The 18,135-nt window shown below is 40.0% G+C and carries 20 protein-coding genes and 1 pseudogene; 9 read left to right on the top strand and 12 right to left on the bottom strand.

The window, feature by feature from the left end:
• The first annotated feature begins 119 nt into the window (after positions 1-119).
• The 4 genes from E4K67_RS11405 to E4K67_RS11420 all read left to right on the top strand — a co-directional run bounded on the left by E4K67_RS11405 (position 120) and on the right by E4K67_RS11420 (position 3,006).
• Positions 120-1,130, top strand: a complete 1,011-nt coding sequence (locus tag E4K67_RS11405) for a uroporphyrinogen decarboxylase/cobalamine-independent methonine synthase family protein (protein ID WP_135546657.1) — start codon at positions 120-122, stop codon at positions 1,128-1,130.
• A 282-nt stretch (positions 1,131-1,412) separates the two neighbouring features.
• Positions 1,413-2,255, top strand: coding sequence for a DegV family protein (locus E4K67_RS11410; RefSeq protein WP_135546658.1), 843 nt, complete (start codon positions 1,413-1,415; stop codon positions 2,253-2,255).
• A gap of 199 nt (positions 2,256-2,454) precedes the next feature.
• Complete coding sequence (locus tag E4K67_RS11415; RefSeq protein ID WP_206752191.1) at positions 2,455-2,619, top strand: hypothetical protein; 165 nt, start codon at positions 2,455-2,457, stop codon at positions 2,617-2,619.
• Positions 2,620-2,679: 60 nt separating this feature from the next.
• Entirely contained in the window at positions 2,680-3,006 is a 327-nt protein-coding gene (locus E4K67_RS11420) for a YnfA family protein (protein WP_135546662.1), read from the top strand.
• Here the strand turns inward: E4K67_RS11420 and E4K67_RS11425 are convergent.
• Together E4K67_RS11425 and E4K67_RS11430 are read right to left on the bottom strand one after the other, a co-directional pair.
• A complete protein-coding gene (locus E4K67_RS11425; RefSeq protein WP_135546664.1) occupies positions 3,000-4,700 on the bottom strand; it encodes an acyl-CoA dehydrogenase family protein in 1,701 nt (566 codons plus the stop codon). The genes E4K67_RS11420 and E4K67_RS11425 overlap by 7 nt on opposite strands.
• Before the next feature lie 341 nt (positions 4,701-5,041).
• A pseudogene (locus E4K67_RS11430) lies at positions 5,042-5,233 on the bottom strand (DUF3102 domain-containing protein); the annotation flags it as partial.
• Positions 5,234-5,735: 502 nt separating this feature from the next.
• Here E4K67_RS11430 and E4K67_RS11440 point away from each other — a divergent pair.
• Both E4K67_RS11440 and msrB read left to right on the top strand, forming a co-directional pair.
• Positions 5,736-6,455 carry a CDGSH iron-sulfur domain-containing protein gene (locus E4K67_RS11440; RefSeq protein ID WP_135546668.1) on the top strand — a complete coding sequence of 240 codons (720 nt, stop codon included), beginning with the start codon at positions 5,736-5,738 and terminating at the stop codon, positions 6,453-6,455.
• Between the two features lie 105 nt (positions 6,456-6,560).
• Positions 6,561-7,529, top strand: a complete 969-nt coding sequence (gene msrB / locus E4K67_RS11445) for a peptide-methionine (R)-S-oxide reductase MsrB (protein ID WP_243454419.1) — start codon at positions 6,561-6,563, stop codon at positions 7,527-7,529.
• A 44-nt stretch (positions 7,530-7,573) separates the two neighbouring features.
• Here msrB and E4K67_RS11450 read toward each other — a convergent pair whose 3' ends face one another.
• The 10 genes from E4K67_RS11450 to E4K67_RS11500 form a co-directional block, all read right to left on the bottom strand.
• Positions 7,574-7,873 (bottom strand): zinc-ribbon domain containing protein, encoded by a 300-nt coding sequence (locus E4K67_RS11450; protein WP_135546672.1) that lies wholly within the window; start codon positions 7,871-7,873, stop codon positions 7,574-7,576.
• A gap of 185 nt (positions 7,874-8,058) precedes the next feature.
• Positions 8,059-8,883, bottom strand: coding sequence for an undecaprenyl-diphosphate phosphatase (locus E4K67_RS11455; RefSeq protein ID WP_199242520.1), 825 nt, complete (start codon positions 8,881-8,883; stop codon positions 8,059-8,061).
• A 125-nt stretch (positions 8,884-9,008) separates the two neighbouring features.
• Positions 9,009-9,686 carry a B-box zinc finger protein gene (locus E4K67_RS11460; RefSeq protein ID WP_135546674.1) on the bottom strand — a complete coding sequence of 226 codons (678 nt, stop codon included), beginning with the start codon at positions 9,684-9,686 and terminating at the stop codon, positions 9,009-9,011.
• Between the two features lie 58 nt (positions 9,687-9,744).
• On the bottom strand, positions 9,745-10,239 hold the full coding sequence (locus E4K67_RS11465) for an anti-sigma factor (RefSeq protein ID WP_135546676.1): 495 nt from the start codon (positions 10,237-10,239) through the stop codon (positions 9,745-9,747).
• The gene (locus E4K67_RS11470) at positions 10,196-10,786 is read right to left on the bottom strand and encodes an RNA polymerase sigma factor (protein ID WP_135546677.1); all 591 of its coding nucleotides are present in this window, start codon (positions 10,784-10,786) and stop codon (positions 10,196-10,198) included. The genes E4K67_RS11465 and E4K67_RS11470 overlap by 44 nt, the downstream gene beginning before the upstream one ends.
• 696 nt (positions 10,787-11,482) lie before the next feature.
• Positions 11,483-12,112 (bottom strand): TetR/AcrR family transcriptional regulator, encoded by a 630-nt coding sequence (locus tag E4K67_RS11480; protein WP_135546681.1) that lies wholly within the window; start codon positions 12,110-12,112, stop codon positions 11,483-11,485.
• Positions 12,113-12,227: 115 nt separating this feature from the next.
• Complete coding sequence (locus tag E4K67_RS11485; protein WP_135546683.1) at positions 12,228-13,025, bottom strand: ABC transporter permease subunit; 798 nt, start codon at positions 13,023-13,025, stop codon at positions 12,228-12,230.
• Between the two features lie 31 nt (positions 13,026-13,056).
• Positions 13,057-13,857, bottom strand: a complete 801-nt coding sequence (locus E4K67_RS11490; protein WP_135546685.1) for an ABC transporter permease subunit — start codon at positions 13,855-13,857, stop codon at positions 13,057-13,059.
• Between the two features lie 5 nt (positions 13,858-13,862).
• Positions 13,863-14,747 carry an ABC transporter ATP-binding protein gene (locus E4K67_RS11495; protein WP_135546687.1) on the bottom strand — a complete coding sequence of 295 codons (885 nt, stop codon included), beginning with the start codon at positions 14,745-14,747 and terminating at the stop codon, positions 13,863-13,865.
• A gap of 210 nt (positions 14,748-14,957) precedes the next feature.
• Positions 14,958-16,376: a Na+/H+ antiporter NhaC family protein gene (locus tag E4K67_RS11500; RefSeq protein WP_135546689.1), complete on the bottom strand. Its 1,419-nt coding sequence runs from the start codon at positions 16,374-16,376 to the stop codon at positions 14,958-14,960.
• A 174-nt stretch (positions 16,377-16,550) separates the two neighbouring features.
• On the opposite strand from E4K67_RS11500, the gene E4K67_RS11505 reads away from it, so the two are divergent.
• The 3 genes from E4K67_RS11505 to E4K67_RS11515 all read left to right on the top strand — a co-directional run bounded on the left by E4K67_RS11505 (position 16,551) and on the right by E4K67_RS11515 (position 18,039).
• Entirely contained in the window at positions 16,551-16,742 is a 192-nt protein-coding gene (locus E4K67_RS11505; protein ID WP_135546690.1) for a hypothetical protein, read from the top strand.
• 107 nt (positions 16,743-16,849) lie between these two features.
• Positions 16,850-17,260, top strand: a complete 411-nt coding sequence (locus E4K67_RS11510; RefSeq protein ID WP_135546692.1) for a hotdog fold thioesterase — start codon at positions 16,850-16,852, stop codon at positions 17,258-17,260.
• Positions 17,261-17,424: 164 nt separating this feature from the next.
• On the top strand, positions 17,425-18,039 hold the full coding sequence (locus E4K67_RS11515) for a GOLPH3/VPS74 family protein (RefSeq protein ID WP_135546694.1): 615 nt from the start codon (positions 17,425-17,427) through the stop codon (positions 18,037-18,039).
• The last annotated feature ends 96 nt before the right edge of the window (positions 18,040-18,135 follow it).

Here is an 18,135-nt window from a genome sequence, read left to right on the forward strand (position 1 = left end):
TATAAACGAATGATTTGTGTTTTGTGTGCGCTAAATCACGAAAAGTTTAAGGAGAGTTTGGTATATTTAAGACAGTAAATTAAGGACTATTCAGATAGTAGGAGGAAGGAGTAAACTCAATGCTTCCAGGGCAAGCTTTAACTACAGCTATGGGTATTTTACCCCATACGAATTTACCAGATGCTCAGAAGTTAGCGCTCAGCTTAGATATTCCTTTTTGGCCGCAATTGCCGCATTTTCGATTCAAGGAAGATATGTATGCTCAATTTGCTGAACATTTCCCGGGAATTATTGTGGACGAAGAGAAAAAAAGTCTCTTTTTCTCTCACGAACGCTTTGCACAGGAAATCGATGAATATCTTGAGAATAGTGTCATTCCAGAACACTTCGCTTTATCTATAGAGTCTTCTGCAGCGTTTAATGGATTTTTGGCTTCAAACCTTTCCTCTTATAAATTAATTCATGGGCAGACTGTTGGTCCCATCAGTTTTGGACTTAAAATATGTGATGAACAACGTAAACCCATGATTTATAATGATTTTGTTCGGGAAATTCTCTACGACTTTCTCCATCATAAGATAACCTGGCAATATAACCAATTAAATCAGGTTCATCCGAACCCCTTTGTTTGGTTGGATGAACCAGGCTTAGAAATGATATTTAACTCGCTTAGTGCATACACGTATGAAGTGGCTCAAGTTGAATACGGGAATTTCTTGTCTAAACTTCCTGGCCCTAAAGGAGTTCATTTATGTGGCAATCCTGATTGGTCTTTTCTCTTAAACGCCAACCTTGATATCCTCTCAGTAGATGCATTCAGTTGGGGACATATCTTAGTACGTTATGTTGATGAAGTTAAAGAGTTTTTAAGACGTGGGGGTATTATATCTTGGGGAATCATTCCTACCCTGACGAGCGAATTATCTTCAGAGACTGCCGATTCACTGACAGATCGTCTGCTTCAATTATGGAAATTTCTTAATCAACATGGGCTGAGTGATGATATACTATTTGACCGATCTTGGTTAGCCCCATCCCGTTGCTGCCTTATTAATGGAGATGGAACAGCGAGCATAGATCACTCCTTCGCATTACTAAGAGAAATATCGCTAAATCTCAGGACTCGTTAATTAGCAACCGATTCTCTTTTGAAGTGGCTGTGTTTAGAAGATGAAGTTTTTGACGATTATGATGAAGTATTAGAACAAGGGTATGAACATCAAAAAAATGGAGAGAAAATATAAGCTTGAAGAGGAGACAAGAACTGAAAACGAGACTGGAAGCAATGCTTCCAGTCTCGTTTACTCGAATCCAGTAAAATTTCGTTCTTGAGATTGGAGGAATTCGGCGTATTTTATCGAATGGTGAAGGAACAAGGATAAAATACAAAGTCAGTGATGGAGGAATTTCGTATGAAAAGAATTGCACTTGTAACCGACGGGACTGCTGACCTAACAGATGATATTGTGAAGGACTGTGATATACATGTAGTCCCTTTGAAGGTGAGGTTCGGGAATCAGGAGTATTCTGGTCAGGAACTTTCAAGCGAAGAATTCTATCGACGTTTAGCGGAGGAGGATGAACTTCCCAAGACGTCACAACCCTCTCCTGAGGAGTTCGGATGTTTATACGCTAAATTAATGGAGGAATATCATGAGGTAATATCCGTACATATTTCATCCGCCCTAAGTGGCACGTTTAATGCAGCCCATTTAGCTAAAGAAAAATTCAAAGAGAAAATCCACATTGTAGATTCAAAAACATTGAGTCTAGGAATGGGTTTAATGTTAATAGAGGCTGCAAAGAATATTAAAGAAGGACGGGATGTAGCGTGGATTCTTGATAACCTTGTTAAAGCGAGGAAGAACATCGAGACTCTTTTCACTTTAAACACGATGGAATACCTGCAAAAAGGGGGGAGAATCGGCAGGGTTCAGGGCTTTATGGGGTCGCTTTTGAATATCAAACCGATTATCAGGGTTGGAGACGATGGAGTCTATCAAACCTATGGGAAAATTCATAGTCAGAAGAAGGCCTTAGATAGCGTGGTCCAAGCTTTTCGGGAGTTGGCCGAGGGTAGGAAACCTATTGGGTTGGTGATAGTTCACGGTGCTGCACACCAGGCGGGCTTATATCTAAAAGAGACTATGGAAAATGCTTTTCAACTACAAACTATTGCCTTTACACAGGTGGGGCCGGTCATTGGAGTTCATACTGGACCGGGAACTGTGGGGGCAGCCGTTCAGTATGAGTGAAGCAGAGTTCGGGGACTGGCTTCCACTTGTCGAAGTCGAAGTTGGAGTTGGAGTCACATGAGTGATTAAAATAATCGAAGCACCTAAGAAGATTAATCTCAAGTGTGCTTATCAGTAATATTTAACAATATAATGATACAGTGGAAGGCTAATATTACTATCAACGGCGAAAGCTAATAACTTGAGAAGAGGAATGCAGATGGGCTATCTGACAATTATTATTGCTCTAGGAATCGTAGCGGTTTTTGGGTATTGGTCAGGAGGTCGTCGCACCAAGTCGCAGATGAGCAAAAAAACTAAAGTATCCGAAATTAATCCTATAAATAAGCCTAGGGGACAGGCCAAACTACGTCGGATTAAATAATACTGTACTATACTTAGAAATCGGTCTAATTGAGGGTGAAAGCGAAGGTTGTGAATATAAGTGGTTAATGCAATATTTTTGTTTATTCTTGCTGGTTTAGCTGAAATAGGAGGGGGGTATCTGATATGGCTTTGGCTTAGAGAAGCAAAGCCATTATGGTATGGAATTATTGGAGGACTAATACTAGTTTTATACGGTATAATACCCACCCTGCAGAAATTTCCGAATTTCGGCAGGGTGTATTCTGCTTATGGAGGGGTTTTTATAATTCTGGCACTTTTATGGGGATGGGGGATTGATAATAAGGCTCCAGATACTTACGATTGGATAGGGGCATCTGTTTGCCTGGTCGGTGTATCAATTATGTTATGGGCCCCACGTCACTGATAAACACCAAGTAAAGGCTTTACCTCAGTCTCCCAAAGCGTTTGAACAGTTGCAGGATTAAGAGTTGGTGTTTTCATCATTGCTTTCAAGAGTTCATCTTGCTGCACTGCGTTATTATAATTAGAGATCTGAGTCAAAGCAAATTGAGCAAAGTCTCGAACCAAAAAGTTGAAAATTTCATCGAGTAAAGCGAGAGAGATGGTATTAAGTTTGGAATCTTCCAAGATCAACTGCGCATAAACGATCAGGGTGAACATCTCACCCAAAGCGAGCATATAGTCAATATTTTTTAGCTGTTCAGGAGTTGGACTGGCCTGTTCTAAGAATGTACGGAAGAGTTCGATTTGTTCTAAGAAAATTGATACATTGGGAACCTGAATTCCTTCGTAGGCCAAGTGGTAGTTAGGGAACCGGACAGACGCAAGTTTGCCCGCCTTCTGACGGAAAAGGTAGGAATCGTCTGCTGGATCATCGCGTTTAGGGATAACGGGGTATTCCATCGGGTTGAAGAAATAATTGTTCATAAATTTGATGACAAGGGCAATATTTACATGCGTAGTGCCCTCTAAACGTGGGATCATGCCAATGTCCCGGATAGCGGTCTCGAAATAAGTGTCCTGTTCAAATCCTTTAGCAGCTATAGCATCGAGGAGCATTTCAATAATTTTCATTCCTTGAGTTGTTACTTTCATCTTTTGAATAGGATTAAAGAGTAAATATCGTCTATCCTCGTCAGAAGCAGAACGGAAATAGTCTAAACTTCTTAGAGCATACAGTTTCATGGCAGTCAGGCGAGCATAAGACTCCGTAAAGATTTTTTGAATATGTGGGAAATCAGTAACCTTTTTACCATACAGTAATCTATTGGAGGCGTGATTCAAGGCCTCATAATACGCATGGGTACAAATTCCAATTGACGCAAAACCTAGTTGGAATTTGCCAACGTTAACGGTAGAAAGGGCTGAATCCCATGCTAGTGGCCCGCTAGAAAGAATCTCATCCGAAGTGATAGGATACTCAATTAGCTCATAATCGCCGACATAGGCCGCACGGACTCCTGAGGTTGAGATTTTTTTAATTAATTTGTAGTTGCGATGTTGGCTATCAACCACAAAAAAGACGTAATCTTGGGTATCCTTATACTTAGCAAAGGTTGAGATAAATGCCGCTATATTAGCATTGCCGATATAGTATTTGCCACCGTTTGCTAGGTAGACGCCGTCGTCGTTTGTTGGGGCTAAAGTCATTTCATTACTATAAAGGTCAGCACCATGAGTCTTTTCGGATAAGCCAAAAGCAAATATACCCCCGTCAATCAGTTTCTGTGCCGTTAAGTGTTTAGCCTTTTCGTTGTCCCCCATCCAAATAGGCCCCAGACCGAGAATAGTAACTTGGTAGGTGTACTGATAAGACAACGAATAAAAGGCACTGATCTCGTTGAATTCACAGACTCGGCTTAGATCAAAACGAGAGTCTGGGGCGCCATAGCCAGTAGGGGTTAAAAGCGTCGAAAAGATATGTTCTTTTTTAATAAATTTAATAAAATCATCATACCAGCGACTAGCTTGGTCATCCTCTTTAATGCTTGCTAGACCTTTGTCCTCAAAAAAGCGGATGGTCTTTTCCATGATTTCCTTAGATTGCAAATCCATTTGAGGACTTATATAATTTTGCGGATTGAGTAATAGGGACATATAGCTCACACCTTTCTTTTCTAGTTACCACGGATAGTGAATGACCATTCATCAATTGTCTCAATTATCTCATAAATCATAAAAAAGTAAAGAGAAAGAGAAGAAGGCTGCCCTTACTATTAAAGTGTACCCCTGTCAAGGACAACTTGAAAAAGGACCTATGCAATATGAATTCTATCATAATTGGCTTGCTGATTTATGGAAGAGCCTAGGCTTTGCAAGGGTTTACGGGTAGTTTCTTAATAAATATGTGCATGAAAAAACAGCCTTTTGCGTCAAAAACCGTGCCCATGGAGTTAAAATCAAATGGTGCAGCGCTGCACCATTTGGCCTCTCTTCCCCGCTCGGGAGTAACTCACTGATTCAGTCAGCCATTTGAGCCACTCCCCATGGGGTACCAGCTCTTTGGCTTCCGTCAAACGCTGTCCGATCTCAACGGCGTTGCTAAGCAGCATTTTGCAGCTTTGTTCTTTGATAAAGTTAATCTCGGACGCGATTTGCTCAGGCGTCCTGTTGGAAATTTTCATCCTCATACTGGCTGCCCATCCATATACGGAATGTCTTTTCAGATACGCTATAGGATATGCCGAACCCCAGACAAGCGTGAGGGCTATAGCGCCATCCACCCTTGTCTAATTGCCCAAAGTCTGAGTTGGATATTAAGTCGGAAAATGTAAGATTCCGGTTGCCGTAATTAAGTCTTCATTTACTAAAATATCCGTTTCGTGTCCAGTAACTCTATGACATTGTAAGCGTGACTCGTTAGGTTTAATCGATTCGTAATGATTATCTTTTGAAGAATTAGATAGAGAAGTAGCACCCGTATGCTTTTTCGTAGTGATGGTCGGATAGCGTAGAGCAAGTAAGAGGAAGTTGGTATATAATAAATACATTATAATCATGACGTGTTTTTTGGCATTTTCTAGGAAGACCCTGCTCGCCATCCTGGCTACAAGGATACTTGACCATACTTTGTCAGCACTCTCGAACGACCTGTTCGAGTCCTGATTAAGCCAATAATAGGAGGAATGATTTGTGTCTGAAGATAAGTGTACCGCAAAAATAAAAATTGTTAAGGATGGACCGTATCTAGTAGTGGGTAATATCCCTATGACCAAGCAAACAATCATCGAAGATGAACATGGACAGGCTGTGAAATGGAAAGCAGATGATTGTTTTCCCCTAAAGGAGCAGTATGCGCTTTGCAGCTGTGGCGAATCCTCTAACAGTCCGTACTGCGACGGAACTCATCAAAAAATCGGATATGATGGCACTGAAACAGCTAGCAAAGGAAACTATCTGGAAAATCCCGAAACGATCGAGGGTCCAGATCTAATTCTAACGGATGCACAACAACTGTGTGCCCTAGCTCGCTTTTGTCATCGAAAAGAAGGAGGGGTTTGGGATCTTACAGAAGAGTCTTATAACCCGGAATATCGTGCAAGCGCTATCCAAGGAGCTTGGGATTGTCCCGCGGGGAGACTGATTGCTTGGAATAAAAAGACAGGGAAGGCCATAGAACCACCCTATGTCCCATCGATAGGAATCATTGAAGATCCTGCCAAAAAGGTTAGCGGTCCAATTTGGGTAAGAGGAGGAATCCCCATCGAGTCGTGCGACGGTACACCGTACGCTGTAAGGAATCAGCTAACCCTTTGCAGGTGTGGAAAATCACGTAACAAACCCTTCTGCGACGCGTCGCATGTATCAAAAGGATATATAGCAAAAACTACGGATCCAAGCAATACTTTGTGAAACTCGTTTTACCTATAGTTAAACATCGAGACTAGGATCAAAATGACAGTCGTATGGAATATTAAATGTAACCCATAATAATAGAAAGGGAATGGATGAGAAACTATGGCTATGAATACTAACGAATTCCAACTTGCTACCTTTGCCGGAGGGTGCTTCTGGTGCATGGTGAAACCGTTTGAGGAAACGCCAGGAATTATCAACGTGGTGTCTGGTTATACTGGTGGGACCATGGTTAATCCAACCTATGAGGACGTCTGCTCTAAGAAGACAGGGCATTATGAGGCCGTACAGATTACGTTTGATCCAGTAATATTTCCATATGAGAAACTGCTGGATATCTACTGGCAGCAGATTGATCCAACAAACTCTGAGGGGCAGTTTTTTGATCGGGGGCAACCTTATCAAACGGCAATCTTTTATCATAACGAGGATCAACATCGTGAGGCTTTAGAGTCCAAGCAGATCCTTGAGGAAAGTGGAAGGTTTGCAGACCCTATTGTCACGAAAATCCTTCCAGCTGCAACGTTCTATCCTGCTGAAGACTATCATCAGGACTATCATCAGAAAAATCCATTAAGATACGGTGCGTACCGTCAAGGATCAGGTAGGGATGCTTTCCTAAAAGAACACTGGAGTAAAGGTAAAGAAAAAGATCTTTTGAAATCAAAACTGACGAAGATTCAATATGAAGTGACACAGAATAAAGGTACCGAGCCCGCCTTTAAGAATGAATACTGGGATAATAATAAAATTGGCATTTATGTCGATGTGATATCTGGTGAACCTCTATACAGTTCCCAAGATAAATTTGATTCTGGGTGCGGGTGGCCCAGCTTTTCTAAACCTCTTCAGCCAGAGGTGGTTATGGAACAGAAGGATTTGAGCCATTTTATGCAAAGGACAGAAGTTACAAGCACTAAGACAGGAGCTCACCTTGGACATGTTTTCAACGATGGCCCCAAACCCTCAGGGTTGCGTTATTGCATCAATTCTGCCGCACTGCGTTTTATTCCCCTTGAGGACCTCGAAAAAGAAGGCTATGGAGACTACGTTAAGCTATTTGATAAATAGGGACAAAAAAATCTCCCAGGATATGGGAGATTTTTTGTGGCTGTCTACCAATTGTTACGTGGAGGGGGTTGGAAGCATTCTCGACAATACACTGGCTTTTCACCAGATGGGCGGAAAGGTACTGTCGTCTCTTTTCCACAAGTAGCGCAGGTGGCAGGAAACATTTCCCGTTCTTGTCGGTTGTATCCGCCGCCACCCGATTGAGCCTTTTTAGCAGCTCGGCATTCTTGACACCGACCCGGCTCGTTAGTAAACCCTTTTGAAGCGAAGAACTCTTGCTCTGAAGCTGAAAAAACAAATTCCCTACCACAATCTCTACAAGTTAGAACTTTATCTTCAAACAATATTAACACCTCCGTTATGTATTATTTGTCATAGCAGAAGAAGTATTCAACAAAGATTAACGCAAAATTTACCACTGATTTAAATTGTTAATAGCTTTCTTGAGTTTCAAGGACAGAGCCGCAAGTAACCTGACTGAATTATGAGCGTCAGCAAGTCCTTCGGGGGTATGCGCCGTTTAGCCGGATTAACTAAATATACCAAAATATCCAATAACTAAAATGCCTAAAACGATTCGGTACCAACCAAAAGGTTTAAAGTCGTTGTTTTTGATGTATCCCATTAGAAATCTGATAGCTATAATAGAAACAGCGAAAGCCATAATCATACCCGTAAATAGAATGGCTATTTCCATACCAGTGAAATTAAATCCAAATTTTACTAGTTTCAGTGCACTGGCTCCAAACATTATTGGAATAGACAAAAAGAATGAATATTCAGCAGCGACGTATCGAGAGGTGCCAAGTAAAATAGCACCAAGAATTGTTGCCCCTGAACGAGATGTTCCTGGAATTAAAGACAACACTTGAAACATTCCAATTAAGAAGGCAGTATTGTAGGTCAAATCATTAAAAGTCTTAATACTCCCCTTACGAGTTTCGTTGCGATTTTCAATAATAATAAACAGAATCCCATAAGCGATTAACATAACCGCAACAGTCTGATAGTTGTATAAGTGATCGTTTAACCAATCATCAAATAGAAAGCCTAATACTCCTGCGGGAATAACACCAATAATTACTTTATACCAGATCGACATGGTATCTTGCTTTTCTTGCTTTGATTTATTAGAGGAAAAAGGATTCAACTTATGGAAATAGAGAAGGACGACAGCTAATATAGCCCCTAACTGAATGACCACAAAAAACATTTCTTTAAATGCTTCAGTAGAATTTAATCGTATGAACTCCTCAACCAAAATCATATGACCGGTACTACTTATTGGGAGCCATTCTGTTATTCCTTCAACGACTCCTAGTAAGGCTGCCTTTAATAGCTCAATAATTAACATGGAAATTTAACCTCCAAAATCTTAAGTGTATTGAAATGATTTATGAAAAATTGCTAAATAGATTGAGAATGCCTATCAAAAATTTGATGTATTTTTTGATAGGCATTGAGATAGGGATTCCTCAGTTATTGATCTTCACCGAGTTCTGATATTACTTTTGTCGGTTGCTTCGCTTTTGCGATCAGGTAAATACCGGCTAGAATCAAACACAGTGGGATCAAGCTACCTCGAATCAAATTATAATAATTCCAACTCCCGAATAGGCGATTTAAAAATGAATATTGATCCAGCTTATGGATGAGGCTGAAAATACCAATAACAACAATTGTGGACCCGATTAAACGGCGATTTTTCAACAGTGGGGTATAATCAAATATTTGGCGGTCAAAGATATCCCTGTCGATAATGACTTGGCCCTTTTCTAGTTGCCTTCTTAAATGGTAACTCTCGAAAAAACTAAAAAACCAAGCGGGTATCAACACTAAAGGAATCAGAAAATCTAAGCCGATAAAACTGATTAGGGACGCTCCACCAATGGTGATAATCATTAACTGTACACCGCGTCGGAACAGACCCATGTGCATGTGCGCAGCACCAGGGATCAGGCTGAAACAAAAAAACAAGAATTTTTCTGAGAACGATCTCTTAACAGATATAGGCTGGACTGATAAGAGGTTTTCTTGAACACAGTTACGGCAGACTGTTTTGTCGTCAACTTTGATCGTACAATCCGGACAAATCGGTTGTTTGCATTTCTCGCAAATAGACTGGGCTTCTTGAGTGGAATGATATTTACAATTCATAAAGATGTCTCCTCTTCAAATTAAGATATCTCTCGTTAGCTTGCTCATTCTTAATATTTCACTCCTGTTTATTCTTTGGGGGTGAGCTTGTTATCGTTTCAAGCCTTCCAATTGCAGAGTAGGCCGCTTGACTTATTCTTTCGAACGGGTGGGAAATTTGCAGGCTGATTTGCTGGACAATCTGGCTATTTAATTGGGCTACTTGACCGCTCTCAATAGTAGGGGCCAATGAAGTTAAGTTAAGGGCTAACAAGAGGACTCCCGCTGCCACCATGCTGAATCCCCAGTTCTTTAATTCGAGTAGGTGAGGAAAACTAACTTTCTTATACCTATTTTTATCAATAGCCATCATTACATTGAGTTTAATAGTTGAAGGGGGGCTGAGGATTACCTGGCTCTTCGCGAAGATGCCAGCGGTTTCCTGAATGATTGAAACAATATCCAGGCATTCAGAGCAATGCGTTAGATGGGCAGTCATATCTTCCAGTTCAGCTTCGTTCAAACTAGCTTTAACGTAACTGTGCCAGTTGTTTCGGCTTCGATAACACGTCATCGCGCTCACCTCCCAATACTAAAGGTTGTAGTTTGTCTTTTAGCATGTTTCGACCTCTGAACAACCGGGTTTCGACCGTTCTTTTAGGAGAGTCGATTATGTCAGCGATCTGCTGGGGACTAAAATCCTCAAAATAATATAAAATGAGAACAGTACTGTAGATCGTTGGTAGGCTAGCAACGGCCCTGTGTACTTCAGACGCAGATTCTTGGCGGATAAACAAATCTTCTGCGCTCCCTTCTTTGTCGCAGAGGTTATCAAAATAAGTGCTTTCTTCAATAAATGGCTTTTTTTTTCGAGACCAATCGATACAATGGTTGACAGCAATTCGGTATAGCCAAGTGGAAAAGCTGGAATCCTGTTTGAATCCTGCGAGGCTATTGTAGGCTTTAATGAAAATTTCTTGGGCAATGTCCCGAGCGTCTTCAACATTTTGGGTATAGTAAAAGGCGGTTCGGTATAACCCTGCCTGATAGCGTTCCACGATATCGTCATACCGTTCGCCATTTCCTTTGAGGATGCTTCTAATCAACTCGTCATCTTGCAAATATCCATCACCGCCCTCACCTTACACCCTTTAGACGTGTTCATGCGTCTATTATACGTCAACGATAATTAAAAAACCCCGTTGACTCGTTTTCAACGGGATAGTCTATAGCGGTAACTCCGTGAATTATATTTATCCTATCGTAAGATTCCCACTCCTTGTTGGAGAGCTAAAGTACTTGATGTTTAACTAAATGAAACGAGTTTACTTTATTGGTAGGTTGAAAAACCATACTCCTAACCCGAAAAAGGCATGTAAACTTACGACTATAACTATGAACATAGCATTGCGTCTGTGAAAACTAAAGGGAAGCTTGATTAATCGTTTCCCAGAAAGGATTTGGAGTGTCAGCAACACCATAAGAAGTAATCCTAACCAAACGGTTAGGGGTTTCCCCCATAATAAAGGCACGTACATGTTCAATTTCCCCCTCTGATAATAATTCGTCAGTTTATTTTAGTTAATATAATATCATCATGTGGGAAAAGAGAATAGTACTATGGGGGCAGTAACAAACTGCAAAGCAATTGTTACTGCCCCTTAATGAAGGCTGAAAATTCCTCATACCCCTTATTGACTCCAATGACACTTGCGATGATCAAGACTGAAAGGACTAAAGACGATACTCACTACAATACTTAACCACCCTTTTATTGTGTTTTAGTGGTTTTGAGATGATATCCCAAAACCACTATTTCATCGGACGTATATACCATACTTTAAGACCTCAACATATTCTTTGTATTCATCCATGATTTTATCGACATCCCTTAACAATTCCTGTTCCCGCCCTTTATACTTTTTGATGTATTTTCCTTGTAAAGACTCTAAAAACAGCATCACGACTTCTAACGCTATCTCAGGGTTTACGCTGTCTCTGAACTTTGAGGAATCGATGTCTTTAAAAATCGATGGCATAAACTCGTTGGCTAATTGTTGGTATTTGTCTTGAATCTCCGCGCGAAGCTCCTCTGGGGAATTCATAAAAGCTTGTAGTATAACCTTACTAATATTAGGATTAGTGTTGTAAATCTGGAGTTTAACCATTCCTAATTCTAGGAGTCGATCGAAAATGTCCTTCGAATTTTGTAACGGGTATTTTTTATATCCCGTTATTAGGAGTTGGAGACAATACTCGACAATATAGAGAAACAGGTTTTTCTTGTTACCAAAATAGTGGAACAAGATTCCCTTAGAAATTTTAGCATTTTTGATGATCGCATTGGTAGAAGCTTTCTCATACCCTTTGTCGGCAAACTCTTGGATACACGCCTCCAGAATTCTTTGTTTTTTATCCTCGATAAGATTTTCGAAATTACTGTACAAATTAAGCCCTCTCTTTAAAACCTGCTACGCATTAATACACACTTCTCATTATAAGCTAGATATGCCCCAGATGTCATCATATAGACGGTCAAGATCATTGATGATGAAGTAGATTCTAAACATTTAGATCCCGTTTTCTATAGAATACGTAGGTCGCACTAAGAGAGACTGCAATAATCGAAACCGACAAAATTACAAAAACGGGTTCGAAGCCTCCACTAGGGATCAAATTCTTTGCCTCAAAATATTTAAAGGGTGTTAAATACCTTAAATTTCCGAGCTTGAGGTTGATATCAATTGCCGTGGATAAAAGGTAAGCTACTAGAATTATACCTGTAGCCATAGATGGAGAAGTTTTAGGGTGCTTACTTACTGCTGCCAATGCTGTGCCGATAAACATAAACATCAATTGCAAAATAAACATTCCTGCCATTAATAATGTTATATCACCGGTAACTGATTCACCTTTACCGAAATATCCAACAATAACAAATGAAGAAATTAAAGTAACAATATTTAGTATGATGATGTTGACGAAGGCGGCCGATAGTTTGGCTGTAATAATTTTGTCCCTTGAAATGGGCTTAACCATCAAAAATTCCGTCGTTTTATCTCGTTCTTCCTTCGAAATAATATTAGCTCCAAGCATTGCGGCATGAATCGTGGTCATTAATACTAAGTATAAAAATAGTAGCGCATAAAAGCCACTGGCTTTTGATAAATCAAAAGCACCAATGCCAAATATTGCTTGTACTACTTTAGGTAGTTTGCTCATAACGTCATTGATGGATTGGCCTGTAGTTGAAAAAACTTCATATTTGCTCATTCCAGTGCCTACCATTAATAAAACGGCGATACACCATATGATCAGTGATTTTCTATGGGCTTTCATTTCTATTATAAATATATTCATAATGATCCTCCCATTTTCTTTTTGCAATCGACTAGACTGAATCAATATCTTTCTTGACGTAAATAATGTAACTAGCAACGATTGCTAGAGTAATAAGCCCGACCTCTAAGATAATAAACGAAGTTTCATAGCTGGCATTTTGTATGATATAGGCAGGGTCATAGAATTTAAAGGGTGTTATATATCTCAGGTTGTCATCACCGATAGCAGAACCAAACATACTAATAAAGAAGAATGCAAATACAGTCCCCAGAGAAACAGGAAGCACTGATTTAATTTTAGGAGCTACTACAGAAACGACAACGCCTAGTGCCAAGAACATTAATTGAATGAAATAAAGTGTTGCAGAAATCAGTAGGAATATTTTCATACTAAAAGCTTGAGATGTTACAATAGATGCCGTTATACTGGCAACAACGATATAAATTGCATTAGTAATCGCTAACGATGCCAAAGCAGCTAAAAGCTTAGCCGTCATAATCTGTACACGAGAAACAGGCTTTGTTAAAAGAAAATCTGCTGTTTTTTCACGTACTTCCTTGGAAACAATGGAAGTCCCAAGATTCATAGCTTGAATTGCTCCACAAAGCGTAATATATAGAAAGGTTAGGGTAGAATAAAAACCTAAAAGAGATCCAATATTATCCAACGAAAGTCCAATTGCATTTCGTAAGGCTAAAGGTAAACTCTCTAGTAATTTCTTTAGCTCTTCGGCATTACTTGAAAAGGCAGGAAACATCACTAAAAAAAGAATGACAATTACAGCCAACGAAATGGTCCAAATAACAGTTGATTTTCTATAAGCGTTCAACTCGTGTAGAAACATATTCATTAAGGCTACTCCTCCCTTTCATAATAATGCATAAAGACATCTTCAAGGCTTGGCTCCTCTATCCAAAGATTAACTACTTCTATGACGGAAAGTTTTTGCAGAATCAAATTGATGTTGCCTTTGAATAGGAAGCTTACAGAGTTGCCTTTTACAAGTAAGTTAGTAACCCCATTAATGTTAAAATACTCCTTGTCGATCTTAGATGTGGTCTCAATCTCAAAGTTCTTAAAATTATTCTCTTTTAAATCGCTAATCCTTTCTATGTTAATAATTTTTCCTTCTTTAATGATAGCAACTCTTTCGCACATTTTCTGAACCTCACTTAAAACATGGGAAGAAAATAGAATTGTGGTACCTTTTCTATTTTCTTCCTTTAGCAAGTCAAAGAACTTCTGCTGCATAAGAGGATCTAATCCGCTGGTAGGTTCATCGAGCATAATAAGTTTTGGCTCATGGAGCAAACCTTGTACAATTCCCACTTTCTTTTTATTACCATAAGACAAATCATTAATTTTCTTTTTCAGATCAAGGTCCATTATATCTGCTAATTCCTTAATTCTTTTACTGCAATCTTTTTTATAAAAACTAGCCGAATATTTGAGTAAATCGATAACCTTCATATTGTCGTAATAAAAAACTTCAGAAGGCAGATACCCTATTTCCTTTTTAATTTCAGGTCCAAATTCTATACAATCTTTCCCGAAAATCTTTGCACTACCACTGGTTGGATAAATAAGAGACAGCAGTGTCCTAATTGTTGTGGATTTTCCCGCTCCATTCGGTCCAATAAACCCAAAGATTTCTCCCTCTTCAACATTAAAACTAACATCTGTTATTCCTCTCGCTGTACCGTAAGTTTTGGTAAGGTTTTTAATTTCAATAATATTCATATACTATATCCTCCTTAGATTTTGAAAGTAACTCTATAAAATGCGATTTATCTTAATCGTTTACCCAGCGCGATTTTGAGATTGGCGTTGACCATGGGTCGAAGGGTAATTTGGTTGTTATTGTCTCCATGTTTATGGGACGAGCTGGACTGAGTGAATATTTATTGGATAATATCTCGAACCTCGCATTCACATAAGTCAGAATGTAGGTCAAATCAAGAGCGAGGCAATCCCATATAAAACCGTTGTTATTCCAGCTGCGATTAACGACGGTTTTAGCTTTGAGCGAGCATAATCTATCACTGGAAGATTGAGAATTGTACAGAGAGTTACCGTATTATCGCTCAAAGGAGAGGCAAAAGCCCCAAACGTACCACTGGCAAACACAGCTCCGATGACTAATATAATACTAGACCCGCTTTGATGGGCGAGGGTTACGCCTAAGGGCATTAACAAGCCCCAAGCTCCCCATGAGGAACCGATAAAATAAGCGAGTATACTTCCTAAGACAAAAACGACCGGGGCTATAAACTCAGGTGGGATCCAGCCAATTAAATTAGAGGCAATATAGTTGGAAAATCCCAGATCCTCAGAGACTGCGGACAAGGCCCAAACCAAAGCCAGCATGAGGATGACAGAAACTAATTCATTGCCCCCCTCGATAAAATGAGTGACTAATTTTCCAGCGCTGAAACCCTGTAAGAGGAAAAAGAAAAGGGATAGAATCAACGTCATAAACAAGGCCTCTAACATCACACCTAAGGCATCTGCTTTTATAAAGGCTTCGAAGAAGCTACTAGTCTGGGTATGTCCATCCCACCAACTTAAAAACACAGTCCCCACTAAGACAAAGCTCAGGGGCAAAAGGAGGTTCCAAGGCTTGCTTGGAGTTTCCTTTTCATAGGCATGAAGACATCTTTGTAGTTTTTCCTCCTCCAGCTGAGCATTAAGGGCATCAGTTCCGTGTCCTAGTGAATCGCTGGCAAATTTTTTAAAGAAGCTATAATAAACTCCTATCCCTATAATGACAAGAGAGAAAAAATTAAAGGGAATGCTTCTAATATAAACGCTGTAGGGGCTTTCGGCGATGCCTACCAGTTGCAAGGCGGTACCAGTCAAAGACACCATATATCCTACAAAAGCAGTTGCTATTGGCACGAGCACAACCACGGGATTTGAGGTTACTTCAATGACGAAGCCCAACTTATGTGTAGACAACGGTAATCTCTGCTTTAATAGTTTCATAATGGGTGCAATGGTCACGATTCGGAAATTTGGATTATTGAAGGTTCCAATTGTTGAAAGCCAAATGAGCACCATAGCAGCTCGTTCGGTTTTTACGTTGCGTCCCACAAGATCAACAAACCCTTTCATTCCTCCAGTCATCTTTGTTAAACTAATGAGTCCGGCAAAAACATAGAGAAAGATAATGATTCGAATATTGTTGGTTTTCACCAAGTTGTCGACTAAGTAGGAGATTAGCGTTTTGACCCCGCCAAAGAGATCTGGTTGGACAAGGTAACTCCCTAAGATCAACCCCATAAACAGGCCTGGTTGAACTTGCTTGGAGAGGACCGCAATCGGAATAACAACTAGAAAAGGTAAGAGAGATACCCAAGAACTTTCCATTATGCTCCTGCTTTCTATGTAGATATTTGTTTTATTATCTCCAGATTGGAAATGATATATAAATATAGCAGGATTTTAGGCAGACTTCTAGAATACTTAAGATAAGACGTGGAGTCTAAGAATAAGAATCGAAAAGTGAAAGCAAATAAAAATTAAAGATAAGGGGATTGAATTTTGGAAAGACCGCAAAGTAATCCTAGTCGTATGGTTGTTATTGAAAACAAGACCAGTGGGGAACGTTTTCTTGTTGATCTTTTACGGGGCCAAACGTATGATAAAGAACAATATACCAAGATTACCTATGAAGTCCCTCTCAAGAAGGAATTTTGGGATTTGCCACGTTTAGTTAAGACAAAGCATTCATAAAACAAGTCAAGGCACCACCTAAGGGTTGGTGTCTTGACTTTAATCCCATTGAGGTTCAACTTTAGTCAAACGAGTTCTCTAATAAAATGTTATTGGGGGTGAAACTTATGGATGAAATAGCCAATAGAACTAGTCTGAAAGGTACTTTAATGGAAGCGTTAGGTATTGAGATCGTAGAACTCGGTCCAGAAAAGGTGGTTGCAACCATGCCCGTCAATGAAGCTACAAGGCAACCGTTTGGGCTATTGCACGGGGGAGCCTCAGTGGCACTGGCTGAAACTGTAGCGAGTGTGGGTACCTATAACCTCATAGATCCAGTAAGACAGTTTACAGTTGGGCTAGAGATCAATGCCAATCATATCCGCGGTAAACGTGATGGAATCGTAACCGCGGTTGGTACGCCACTCCACAAAGGGCGGACCACGATGGTTTGGGATATTAAGCTTACAGATGAAACAGGAAAGCTGATCTGTGTTTCCAGATGTACCATCGCAATAATCGACATACCAGAGAAGTAGTTCAAGTGCTAATGACAGAGGCTGTTAGGTTATCGACCTAATTAGCCTCTGTCTTTCGTGAAAAGAGCACCTGTGGTTTACAAACTATTTAAATAGTGATATCATTTTAGTATCATAAATTCTGAATTTGTGATCTTGATAATACCTTAGTGGGAGGGATTTTTATGGTGCTAAGTCTTGATGAAGAGTTGTTGCTCATAGCGTATCATGAGGAAAAGGGCACACTACGCATGGCGGCTTATTCTAAGCTGGATGTTTGTTTCGTAGGAGCATTACTCATGAACTTAGCCCTTTTAAAACGTTTACGTGTAAGACCAAAAACTCTCGAAGTTGTTGACCGAAAGCCTACGGGACAAGTCGATCTTGATGCTTTCTTAAAACAAATAGGAGATTCAGAGCACATAAAATCCACGGATTTCTGGATTAAGGAATTAAAAAAGGGCGTAAAGCCTAGGATCAAAGAAAAACTAGAGAAACTAGTCGACCATGGAATCTTGAATCACGATGAGCGCAAAGTATTCTGGTTTTTTACCATTAACTGCTATCCTACACGGGATGACCGGCCGAAGCGGGAGATACTTAGGCACTTACAAACCGTGATTTTACGTGGAGAAACCCCTGATCCGAAGACAGAAATGCTTATTTCTCTAGTTTGGGCCAGTGGGCTGGGGAATACGGTGTTTGATTCGGATGAAAGAAAGGATGCTAACAAACGGATTAAAGAGATTGCCAAATTAAATCTCATTGCTCAAGGCATTGCCAAGGCGAGTCAGGGATGATAACAGAAAATCGTTGGTAGATAGCCCGTCATGTTTCAAAATGAACGTGACGGTTTTTTTATATTCTTCGCTAGGAGGGAAAAATAACTGCATAAA

It is taken from the genome of Desulfosporosinus fructosivorans, assembly GCF_004766045.1.
Lineage (GTDB): Bacteria > Bacillota > Desulfitobacteriia > Desulfitobacteriales > Desulfitobacteriaceae > Desulfosporosinus > Desulfosporosinus fructosivorans.

Coding starts and splice junctions, on each gene's coding strand:
- E4K67_RS11405 (WP_135546657.1), top strand. CDS start 120: ATGCTTCCAGGGCAAGCTTTAACTACAGCTATGGGTATTTTACCCCAT.
- E4K67_RS11410 (WP_135546658.1), top strand. CDS start 1,413: ATGAAAAGAATTGCACTTGTAACCGACGGGACTGCTGACCTAACAGAT.
- E4K67_RS11415 (WP_206752191.1), top strand. CDS start 2,455: ATGGGCTATCTGACAATTATTATTGCTCTAGGAATCGTAGCGGTTTTT.
- E4K67_RS11425 (WP_135546664.1), bottom strand. CDS start 4,700: ATGTCCCTATTACTCAATCCGCAAAATTATATAAGTCCTCAAATGGAT.
- msrB (WP_243454419.1), top strand. CDS start 6,561: ATGGCTATGAATACTAACGAATTCCAACTTGCTACCTTTGCCGGAGGG.
- E4K67_RS11455 (WP_199242520.1), bottom strand. CDS start 8,883: ATGTTAATTATTGAGCTATTAAAGGCAGCCTTACTAGGAGTCGTTGAA.
- E4K67_RS11460 (WP_135546674.1), bottom strand. CDS start 9,686: ATGAATTGTAAATATCATTCCACTCAAGAAGCCCAGTCTATTTGCGAG.
- E4K67_RS11465 (WP_135546676.1), bottom strand. CDS start 10,239: ATGACGTGTTATCGAAGCCGAAACAACTGGCACAGTTACGTTAAAGCT.
- E4K67_RS11485 (WP_135546683.1), bottom strand. CDS start 13,025: ATGAATATATTTATAATAGAAATGAAAGCCCATAGAAAATCACTGATC.
- E4K67_RS11490 (WP_135546685.1), bottom strand. CDS start 13,857: ATGAATATGTTTCTACACGAGTTGAACGCTTATAGAAAATCAACTGTT.
- E4K67_RS11495 (WP_135546687.1), bottom strand. CDS start 14,747: ATGAATATTATTGAAATTAAAAACCTTACCAAAACTTACGGTACAGCG.
- E4K67_RS11500 (WP_135546689.1), bottom strand. CDS start 16,376: ATGGAAAGTTCTTGGGTATCTCTCTTACCTTTTCTAGTTGTTATTCCG.
- E4K67_RS11510 (WP_135546692.1), top strand. CDS start 16,850: ATGGATGAAATAGCCAATAGAACTAGTCTGAAAGGTACTTTAATGGAA.
- E4K67_RS11515 (WP_135546694.1), top strand. CDS start 17,425: ATGGTGCTAAGTCTTGATGAAGAGTTGTTGCTCATAGCGTATCATGAG.